12 protein-coding genes are annotated in these 9148 nt (G+C 51.6%); 6 read left to right on the top strand and 6 right to left on the bottom strand.

Going from position 1 to position 9148, the window contains the following annotated elements; translation table 11 throughout:
• Positions 1-121: 121 nt before the first annotated feature.
• Positions 122-361, bottom strand: coding sequence for a hypothetical protein (locus H043_RS0121070; protein ID WP_027613508.1), 240 nt, complete (start codon positions 359-361; stop codon positions 122-124).
• A gap of 184 nt (positions 362-545) precedes the next feature.
• Here H043_RS0121070 and H043_RS0121075 point away from each other — a divergent pair, with 184 nt between their 5' ends.
• The 4 genes from H043_RS0121075 (at position 546) to H043_RS0121085 (ending at position 2617) form a co-directional block, all read left to right on the top strand.
• Positions 546-1043, top strand: a complete 498-nt coding sequence (locus H043_RS0121075) for a hypothetical protein (protein WP_027613509.1) — start codon at positions 546-548, stop codon at positions 1041-1043.
• Positions 1044-1096: 53 nt separating this feature from the next.
• Entirely contained in the window at positions 1097-1414 is a 318-nt protein-coding gene (locus tag H043_RS29930) for a hypothetical protein (protein WP_081730262.1), read from the top strand.
• Between the two features lie 258 nt (positions 1415-1672).
• Positions 1673-1855 (top strand): hypothetical protein, encoded by a 183-nt coding sequence (locus tag H043_RS29935; RefSeq protein ID WP_081730263.1) that lies wholly within the window; start codon positions 1673-1675, stop codon positions 1853-1855.
• 87 nt (positions 1856-1942) lie between these two features.
• Positions 1943-2617 (top strand): HAD family hydrolase, encoded by a 675-nt coding sequence (locus H043_RS0121085; protein ID WP_027613511.1) that lies wholly within the window; start codon positions 1943-1945, stop codon positions 2615-2617.
• Between the two features lie 220 nt (positions 2618-2837).
• On the opposite strand, the gene H043_RS0121090 is transcribed toward H043_RS0121085, so the two are convergent.
• The 5 genes from H043_RS0121090 to H043_RS0121110 all read right to left on the bottom strand — a co-directional run bounded on the left by H043_RS0121090 (position 2838) and on the right by H043_RS0121110 (position 7094).
• A complete protein-coding gene (locus H043_RS0121090) occupies positions 2838-4103 on the bottom strand; it encodes an APC family permease (protein WP_049827930.1) in 1266 nt (421 codons plus the stop codon).
• Between the two features lie 281 nt (positions 4104-4384).
• Positions 4385-4750, bottom strand: a complete 366-nt coding sequence (locus tag H043_RS0121095; RefSeq protein ID WP_027613513.1) for a histone-like nucleoid-structuring protein, MvaT/MvaU family — start codon at positions 4748-4750, stop codon at positions 4385-4387.
• A gap of 70 nt (positions 4751-4820) precedes the next feature.
• On the bottom strand, positions 4821-5381 hold the full coding sequence (locus H043_RS0121100; RefSeq protein WP_147304802.1) for a hypothetical protein: 561 nt from the start codon (positions 5379-5381) through the stop codon (positions 4821-4823).
• 406 nt (positions 5382-5787) lie between these two features.
• Positions 5788-6087 carry a hypothetical protein gene (locus tag H043_RS0121105; protein ID WP_027613515.1) on the bottom strand — a complete coding sequence of 100 codons (300 nt, stop codon included), beginning with the start codon at positions 6085-6087 and terminating at the stop codon, positions 5788-5790.
• Positions 6088-6383: 296 nt separating this feature from the next.
• Positions 6384-7094 (bottom strand): SOS response-associated peptidase family protein, encoded by a 711-nt coding sequence (locus H043_RS0121110; protein ID WP_027613516.1) that lies wholly within the window; start codon positions 7092-7094, stop codon positions 6384-6386.
• Between the two features lie 98 nt (positions 7095-7192).
• Between H043_RS0121110 and H043_RS0121115 the strand changes: the two genes are divergently transcribed.
• Both H043_RS0121115 and umuC read left to right on the top strand, forming a co-directional pair.
• Positions 7193-7624, top strand: a complete 432-nt coding sequence (locus H043_RS0121115) for a LexA family transcriptional regulator (protein ID WP_027613517.1) — start codon at positions 7193-7195, stop codon at positions 7622-7624.
• A complete protein-coding gene (umuC, locus tag H043_RS0121120) occupies positions 7611-8891 on the top strand; it encodes a translesion error-prone DNA polymerase V subunit UmuC (protein ID WP_027613518.1) in 1281 nt (426 codons plus the stop codon). Before H043_RS0121115 ends, umuC begins: the two co-directional genes overlap by 14 nt.
• The last annotated feature ends 257 nt before the right edge of the window (positions 8892-9148 follow it).

A 9148-nucleotide genomic window follows, 5' to 3' on the forward strand; every position in this document is an offset into this window, starting at 1 on the left:
CCATCGCGGGCTTTTTTTTGCGCCAAATATGGAATCACTTGTAAAGGCCTACACGCTCGCCGTTCGAGCTGTCCGACCCTGACCAACTCACTCGATGATTGAGGAAAGGGGTGTCGGAGGGTTAGCGCGGATCCTGCTGATTGTCCATCACCGCATTATCCGTCTCCTCCCTCACACGCTCAGGATCTAAGCCGACATCGTCATCATCAAGCGGACGCTCACCTTCATTATCCGGCAGTTCGTCAATCCCCTCCTCCTTCATTGGGTCAACTTCAGTGCGCCCAGGGCTCAATGGATCAGGTGACGTGGGCATTGGGTCGTCCTCACCCATACCACCTTGAAGCTTAGGATCTTGATTCATATACACCTCTCAATACCCTCAATGGTGGGGTCATGTAGCTTGGAGAGGGTTCGCATTTCGAGTGTTCGATTTATCGGCTTACCGACCGTCGCCATCTTTCCATTCAGCCCTTCAGTCATCTCGATGGAACGTTACGCCAGCCCCCATCCTCTATCGCAACACCAGCGAATCTGAGGACTTCATCATGATTGATCCAGCAACCGGTATGAAGGCGGGCGAGCGTTACATCGTGGAAAGTCTCGAGCGCACAAGACATTTCCCTGGCTTCTTCCTCGACGGGAAATATTATCTTGGCCCCGAATTGATGACGGCCATAGGTTGGCTGGAAGGTCAGGAGTTTTTTTACGATGAGCTTGACCTCACTGGTGAGCCAGTATTCCTAAATCGACTCGCCGGCACTGTAGAAGACCTAACCCTCATTCTTGCAGACGGTGCGCGTTTACCTTTAAACGAAATGCCCTACGAAGCAGAGATCGATGCCTCTGACATTCCGATCAGTCGTAATCCATCATCATCGGGACATCGCCCTACTTCACTAAGCGATCAACACGAAGTTGAGGGCGTATGGATGTCAGGTAAACATCCCTATCCCATACTCCTGGCGGCGGGCGCAGCGCTATTACTGGGAATACTGTTTGGGGTCAAACAAGCTAAACGCCTTCCTATCCGAAAGCTGAGGTAGTCGTCCTTCGTGAATTCTCTGGAGCAGCGCCCTTTGAAAGATCGGAGTGAGAAATGCATCCAGTGACCCCTGACGGTCGTTACTTCGTTGTCAAAGGGCAGCTGTGGCGCTGTTCAAACCCGTCATTGGAAGAGGACGTGCGCCAGCATCTTGTCGATGCGCTCATGGCTGCTCGACGCGAGGTGAAGAAAGCAAAAGATTCGGAAGACGCATCGCAGATGAGGCGCGCTCGGGAAAAAGTACAGGCTAAAGTAGCGCTTGGGGAGCGGGGCCCTGTTTGGTGGGCTGATGGCAGTCCTGATTTCAATAGATTCCGGGTCACTAACTCCCCTTATGCTGAATGGTTCAGCTTGCTTCATGAGTCTGATTAACCCTTGGCTCAAGGTAAATTTCCAATAAACACTGCCGGCAGATAAAAAAGACCTACCAGGGCCCTTTTTTTGTACTTGAACCAAATCTGTTCGCGCTAAAAAACTCGTCGGAAAAGCGGACGCAAGGCAAAGGAAACCGCAGTGCCATTCATGCTCTGGGGCTGCTGCGTTTCGAAATTTGCGAAAGACGGAACGACTCAGACCATGTGCTTTCGAAAAATTGAGCGCTTCAAATTTCGAGGGTAGAGGAGAAATCTCATGACTGAAAAAAGCTCCGCTTCATCAAAAAAAAGCAAAGCACTGGAGGATTCTGCTCTCGTCTCAGACGTGTCTGAAACAGGCTTAACAGATGACGAACGAGTCGTTAGGGAAGATGAGTTCCTTGGCGGCGAACCACGTGTAGAACCTGGCCCAGCAGACTTGGAAAGACTTAAGGATTAAAGCCAGCTCCGCTTGGTTTTCGATGCGACCAATATTTTCAATACGCGACGTCTACTACTTGAAATTTGCTTAATGGAGGTGTCACGTATGCGCCAGCAAACATCATTCATATTTGATCTGGATGGCACGTTGACTGATAGCGTGTACCAGAATGTTTTCGCGTGGAAAACCGCGCTCGATTCAGAAGACATACCGTTGACCATGTGGCGAATTCACAGAAAAATCGGTATGAGCGGCGGGCTGATGCTCAAGATGTTAGCTCGTGAGACCGGCCTGGAAATCAAACCCGACCAGGCTAAAAGACTCAGCGATAAACATGATAAAGCCTACAAGGATCTGCAAGGCCAGATAACCGCTCTCCCTGGCGCTGTAGAGCTTCTCGATACTCTCAACCGTGATCAGCTCAAGTGGTGTATTGCGACCAGCGGTGGCATGGACACTGCGGCGATAAATCTGAGGGCTTTGGGCTTGGATATCGCGGAGGTCAATCTCATCACCCGTGATGACGTCAAGTATGGCAAGCCCGATCCAGACCTTTTCCTCGCCGCTGCAAGCAAACTCAGTGTACCCATCGAAGATTGCCTGGTGATCGGCGATGCCATTTGGGACATGCTTGCCGCACGCCGCTGTAAGGCCACCGGTATAGGGCTGCTTTCAGGTGGTTACGACACAGGAGAGCTTGAACGAGCTGGTGCACTCCGCGTCTACGAGGATCCTCTGGCACTGCTGCGGCACCTAGACGAGGTTGCTTCCCGTCCGTGAAACAGTTGTAGGCACGCGGATTGAGTTGCTGTGCTCCCCGCTCGCGGTGACGTTCACGCATCCAGCCATGCCAGACGATTGATCGGGTTATGTTCCAGTGCTCCTCAGAATCGACGATCCGAGGCATTGGACGCACCCCGATAAAACTGCGCGCCCTACAAGGCACTCGTATAACGTCACCAAGTTTTACGCTGCGATAGTAGGCGAAGCGCTTACAAGATCAGCCCGGCTCCACTGGCGCCGGCACTGCCACTCTTGAACAGACAAAAAGCAACATGCCTATCAGGATCAAGCCCCCTCCCCGCATCCATGTTTCCAGACTTTGCTGGCTGAGCAGTACCAGGCACGAGACGATAGCAAGTACCGGAACCCACGTCGGCACCCGAAAGTGATTTTCCGCAACCTCGTCACGGCGCAGGATTAACACGGACAAATTAGTGCTTAGAAATACAAACAGTAAGAGCAGGACGACGGTTTCGGCCAATGTAGCTAGCGTTCCCGTCAGCGTGAGTGCGATTGCTACCACGGTGGTAGCGATGACCGCGATCCAAGGGGTGCGTCGCCGAGGCAGCACCTTGCTCAAGGCGGTCGGCAACAGTCCTATACAGGCCATGCCATAAGTAAGGCGACTCGCCATTATCATGGTTAACAGCGCGCCGTTGGCTACCGCGATCAGTGCAATGAAGGCGAAGACGCGAGGCGGAATGTTTAAACCTGACGCCCGAACCACCTCAAGAAGAGGAGCCGAGGTGGCCACAAGTTTTTCCATGGGCAGTACGGAAGATGCCGCGATGCCGACAGCCATGTAGACGACTCCGGCGGTTAGCAATGCGGCAAATAATGCGCGCGGATAAATTTTTCGAACGTCTCGAATTTCTTCCGCGAGATTGGCGGATGTTTCGAATCCTACAAAAGAATAGAAGGCGATTAATGCCGCGCTCAAAACGGCTAACATCGGGCTGATCCCCGGTTTGAACTCAAGGCTGCGACCCAAATCAGCTTCGCCTGTACGGAAATACCAAGCAGCGGCTACGACGACCAAAAGAAGACCTGACAGCTCGATGACTGTCATCACCAGGTTGGCTCCCAAAGACTCTTTAATTCCCCTCGCATTGAGTAGCGCGATAACGAGAAGGAAAAGTAATGCTGCGATGTGAGGCGGTACATGAATGAACGCCGCTAGGTAATCACCGGCAAACGCTAGGGATAAACCCGCCGCGCTCGTGACAGCTGCCGATAGCATGCAAAAGCCAACAAGAAAAGAAATGAGCGGAGACCGGAACGCCTTCTCTGCGAAAACTGAAGCGGCGCCCGCATGAGGATATTTTGTCACCAACTCTGCGTAGGAACCTGCAGTAAGCATCGCGAAAAACAGAGCGATGAGCAGAGGCACCCATATTGCGCCACCTACCTCCCCCGCAATTGTCCCGGCGAGCGCATAAACGCCCGCCCCGAGAACATCACCGAGAATAAATAGAAAAAGCATCGGGCCGGTAACGGCGCGGCGCAGCGAATTATTCGGGTGCGAGGTCTTCACGTTCAACTTCCTGGCTTGGGGGTTCAAAAGCACATTCCCGGCTAGTAGCTGGTTGGCTTTGCTATGAAGCAATGGAAATTTGCGTGTGTCTAAAGTTCACATATCTTGGCTAACTGTCGGGAAGAAAACGCCGTTCCTATAACGTGAATAGAGCGATGAAATGCCCCTGAAGATGAAAAAAACGATAAGAAAAAAGGGCCCTACTAGGCCCTTTTTTTATTCAAACCAAATCACTTGGTCAGCCAAGACTCAACGGTCGCGGAGCCGTGTTCAGCTTTCCAATCTTTCAACGTCTTGTGATTACCACCCTTGGTTTCTACGACCTCGCCGGTATGAGGATTTTTATAAACCTTCAACTGGCGAGGCTTGCGGCTGCCTGCTTTGGACTCGACAGCTTGAGCGCGACGACCAGCATGTGGATCTAACAGGTTGATCACGTCCTTGAGGCTATAGCCGTATTTTGCGAGCAAATCGCGCAGCTTCGTTTCGAACTCGATTTCTTTCTTGAGGCCAGCATCGCCCTTGAGGGCTTCGAGAGCCTGGAGCTGTTCGGCGAGGTGTTTTTCAAGCTGGCGGAATTCGGCAAGTTTGGACATATCGAACCCTTCTTCAATGTTACTAGAATGTCAATTTGGCGTTTTTACATCGATACGGGAAAGAAGCATTTTATTTCAAAACGAGCTTCATAGCGCTCGCCAAACTCGGATAGACAACTTCGAGGAACTTCCCTGCCACCAATGAGACTTCAACATCAGAAGCTCGCTTAATGCTAAGATCTGGCATGGCACAAGTAAACATTGGCTCTTCCGGTGGTAAATTATCCATTAAAAATCTAGCCTTGATAATTTGACCAGGGTTGATATGGTCAGCCTTTATTAGACATGTCTCACCATCTTCCCGCTCAACCGACCAATGATAATCATAGCCATCAGGAACATCTTCCAAATAGGCCGGAATTATATACGTAGAGTCACGTGACTCGATTTTTATAGGAGGATTTAATATAGCAACATTCCCGCTATTTATTATATCAACCTCCAAAAAAACCAACTTATCTATCACATCACCCTTATACTTTATCTCAAGGTTCTCCGCCTCTTTAAATATTTTGTTATTTACAAGAGAAGTAACTCTTATACGATATTGCAGCTCTTTTCGCTGCATCATTTTCCTTGAGTGCGCAGCAGAAATTAACCACGACAAAACGCCAACAACAATCGTAGCCATTGCTCCCGCTATCCCTATAACATCGGATTGGCTGAGGGTCGAAACTGTATCCCCTGGCATTAAAACTCCAATAGTAATAAATAAAATATAATTATGGCTACACTTTACTCGTTAACCAACTATGCCAGATTTAGCACCGCACAAACTCTCTGACAATCTTTCCTCACATAGATGGAATGCGTGCACGCTATCAAAAGGCCAGCGCCGCGTCTAGCATCTGCTCAGTTCGTGGAGAAATCATGTCAAAATAACCTAAGAAATTAAGCGTTTTTACGCCTTGGCAGCTTGGCTAAGAAACGAGCAGAGCAATCGATTTTAAATAGTGGAAATGGAGGCAGGCTAGATATTGAGGACTGAGTGTCCCCAGACTAGCTGATACTCCTATTTCTGTCAGAGTTGCAGGAGACTATCGATGAGTATCCGCCTCCTCAGCCGGATAAAACTCACCCTCCCTCCCCATCTTTTTCAGCAGTTCACGCACAATTACCTCTACGTTGCCCACTGCGGTTTGATCGTCAGTGTCGACCAACTGCAAGCACAGGCGTCGGACATTCTGATCGTGAGTGCCTTCACTCATCATTTCGTGGGTGAAGACCTGTGCGTCACGCCATAGGCATAGCTGGGTATGAGTCTCGCCGAGCCATATCTCATTGATTGATCTTAGGTCGGTGGTAGCCAGTTGATCGACGGTAATTGTCTTATCCATTGCGTTGTACCTTACCCATAAGCAGAAACAGGTAGACTTCCGGGCACAGGGGGTCGTTCCAATTGCCGGCAGGTGACCCGGCTAGATGGTGGTGAAACACCTCCTGGATTGAGGTCGGACAATCAACGATTGAAGCCGGCAAGTACGAATAGACGACGGGAATTCCATGACTAATCCGGCTGCTTTTACATTCAGGTGGCCGCGCATGGGAAAATCTTACTCCCCTCCTCATCCCCATACTTCCAGCCCGCTGGCGTGCAGCTTCCGATACGCCGTCTCTCAGACTGCGGCTGAAATCAGTCATCGACGTCTTCGACCAGCGAGAGAGGCTGAATCAAATGCGGGCCTTGATTACTGACGTTACCTACATCCTTGCGAACCTTGTACCAATGAAAGTCGGTAACTGGTCGGCAGTGCTCCATCGCGACTTCCTTCGCTCGGTCAACTGAAGTTTCAGGATCAATCCACTCGCGAGCGTGCTCAGGTGCCAGAACCAGAGGTTTGCGGTCATGGATATCGACCATGCCTTGATCCCTCGCTGCGGTGATGATGACGAAACCGTCGCGATCATCTGATTCCAAACCTTCGTGCACCTCAGCCAGACCGGCGAAGAACATCGGATTCTGCTCTTTCAGTGTTATGAAATAAGGCTGTTTTTTCTTTGGATCATCTTCGTCCTTGACCCACTCGAACCACCCGTTCGCCGGCGCGATTACGCGACCATTTGGCCAGAGCTGATTGAAAAATTTCCCGGTCATGACGGTCTCGACTCTCGCGTTTATCGGGTCAGGGCGTTTTCCCTTCGCCCAGAACGGCGCCCATCCCCATTTAACCTTATCGACACTCAAGCCCTCTCCTACTGGCCGGAAGATTTCCACTCGCGTGGACGGCGCAACGTTGTACCGCTCGACAGGCCAAAGGTCATAGCCATTGATCACCAGCTGATTTGGCGCAAGCTCCTTGAGGTAGTGATCCATCGATTCGTAGATCGAGTAGCGTCCGCACATGGTGTCACCCGTCGAATTGTCGTACCTATGAGATTGACCGCAAGCGAACCAAATCGTTAACTGTATGCATATACAGTCAACTTCCTAAGGCTTGCATCATGAGCATCACCATCCTCGGCCCTCTAGCGTCTGGCGGTAGGAAGCTGCCTCTCTATTCATCCAGGGTGCCGGCAGGCTTCCCCTCCCCTGCGGCTGATCACATCGAAAAACACATTTCCTTAGATGAGCTGTTCGATATCCGCGCGCCGCACGTCTACCTGGTGAGAATTGATGGAGACAGCATGCAGGGCGCCGGAATTTATTCAGGGGATTTGGTGGTCGTTGATCGGAGCATCGATGCGGTCAGCGGCGACATAGTCATCGCAGCGCTGAACTCGGAGCCATTCTGCAAGCGCCTGCTTCTGCGTGAGAACGCCGTGATGCTTGTATCGGAGAACCCAAGATATCCGGCAAGGCATGTCATGGAAGGCGATGAGCTGGTGATCTGGGGTGTGGTGAAATACAGCGTGCGCGATCATGACAATACGTGAGCCCGTCTTTGCCCTGATTGACTGCAACAGCTTCTACGCGAGCTGCGAGCGAGTGTTCAGACCCGACCTGGCAAAGACACCCATTGTGGTTTTGTCCAACAACGACGGCTGTGTGATTGCACGCAGCTACGACGCTAAGCCTTTCGTGAAAATGGGCCAGCCGTACTTCCAAATCAAAGACCACCTGCGTAGGAACGGGATCGTAGCGTTCAGCAGTAATTACGCGCTTTACGGCGACATGAGCGAACGCGTCATGACGATCATCGAATCGTTGGTGCCGGCACTCGAGGTCTACAGTATTGATGAGGCGTTCGCCGATCTCACTGGTCTCCCTGGAGATCTATCTGCGTTTGGTCGGCAAATGCGCTCTACCCTTCTCAAGCGTACGGGCATCCCTGTCGGGGTTGGTATTGCCCGCACCAAGACACTGGCCAAACTCGCCAACCACACCGCCAAACGTCTGCTGGATATCACCGGCGGCGTGGTCGATCTGTGCGATCCGTTCAAGCGGGACTGGACGCTGCGCAATACCGATGTTGGAGAAGTCTGGGGCATCGGCAGGCGCATGAAAGCTCACTTGGAAGTGATGGGCATCAAGACAGCCATGGACTTGGCGAAAGCCGACCCGTGGATGCTTCGGCAGAAATTCAGTGTGGTGATCGAGAAAACTGCTCGCGAGCTTGCTGGCACCTCCTGTCTGGAACTGGGTGAAGCTGAACCACCCAAGCAAGAGATTTGCTGTAGCAGGATGTTCGGCATCAGGCTCACGCAGATCGAGCCGATCAAGGAGGCCGTCGCTACTTACACCCAACGTGCGGCGGAAAAGCTCAGAGCGCAAAACTCGCTGTGCAAGAAGATCCGCGTGAGTATCAGGACAGGCATGTTCAATCCCGAAGAAGCGAAGCATGCGAACGGCGCGCTGGTCGAACTACCCTACCCGACAAACGATGTCCGACTCATGACCAAGGCTGCGACCGAAGCCGTCAATCGTCTGTATCGACCGGGCTTCAAGTACAGCAAAGCGGAGGTTCTGTTGATGGATCTCCGACAACCTGGCGAGTTCACCGACGATTTGTTCGCGCATTCGCAGCCAATGATGACCGACAAGGTGATGAGCGTTCTGGATGAGATCAATGGCCGGTGGGGGAAAGGAGTGCTGCGGGTGGCTAGTGTTCCTGTCGCACCTAGTTGGGCGATGCGCAGAGACCTTATGAGTCAAAGCTACACAACTAGGGTAGATCAACTGTGGACGGTGAAAGCTAGATAACAGATTGGTAAAATCTACTGCGCGCTGCGGATGATCGTGACGATCGGCCCAACTGAATAGTTTATGCGACGCCAGCGTCACAGAATCTGAGACTGCATGCCAATTTTTCTCAAAGCCTACTACACACTGGAAAACGGAGCGTCATAACAAAGACGTCAAATTGATCTGGTAATCGATCAGCACAGTCAGCGGCAAGCCCATGACCCACTTAAACCGGCTATAATATACTCTGGTTATTCACTCGCTGGCCAAGAGAA

Source organism: Pseudomonas sp. URIL14HWK12:I6 (assembly GCF_000514195.1).
GTDB classification, from domain to species: Bacteria; Pseudomonadota; Gammaproteobacteria; order Pseudomonadales; family Pseudomonadaceae; genus Aquipseudomonas; species Aquipseudomonas putida_A.